Origin of the sequence: Vibrio sp. 10N.222.48.A3, assembly GCF_041475345.1 — a bacterium.
Taxonomy (GTDB): domain Bacteria; phylum Pseudomonadota; class Gammaproteobacteria; order Enterobacterales; family Vibrionaceae; genus Vibrio; species Vibrio tasmaniensis_A.
In genome coordinates this window covers 1-618 of sequence record NZ_JBFRVX010001418.1, presented here as the reverse complement: position 1 = coordinate 618, position 618 = coordinate 1, and the positions used below count along the sequence as shown (strand labels likewise).

Genomic DNA, 618 nt, shown 5'->3' with positions numbered 1-618 from the left:
GGTAATGCTTATGTAATGGATGCAGCAAGCAACCTAACGGTTGCGGGTATCGATCTTGGTGAAAAGCCTTCGGTTATCTCAGCAATCGTGAAGTACCACTGTACTCACCGTGGCCAACGCAGCATCATCGATGCGATGGATATCGTCGGCGGTAAAGGCATTTGCTTAGGCCCATCGAACTTCCTCGCTCGTGGTTACCAAGGCTCACCAATTGCGATTACGGTTGAAGGCGCAAACATCCTGACTCGTTCAATGATCATCTATGGTCAAGGCGCGATTCGCTGCCACCCTTATGTTCTGAACGAAATGGAAGCGGCTTATTCGGAAAGCAGCGATGCACTTGATAAGTTTGATTCAGCATTAGCAGGACACGTTAGCTTTACTATGAGTAACCTAGTCCGCAGCTTGTGGTTTGGTTTAACCGACGGTCGTGGTTCAGACGCTCCAACACCATCCAATAAAACGGATAAGCAGACACAGCGTTACTACCAACAGCTGAACCGCTACAGTGCTAACCTAGCGCTACTGTCTGACATTTCAATGGCTGTATTAGGCGGTTCACTGAAACGCAGAGAGCGCCTATCAGCAAGACTGGGGGATATCCTGAGTCAACTCTAC

Annotated in this window: 1 protein-coding gene; it reads left to right on the top strand. The window is 49.0% G+C overall.

Going from position 1 to position 618, the window contains the following annotated elements:
• On the top strand, positions 1-618 hold a 618-nt coding region (locus tag AB4653_RS26820; RefSeq protein WP_372105750.1), incomplete at both ends, for an acyl-CoA dehydrogenase domain-containing protein.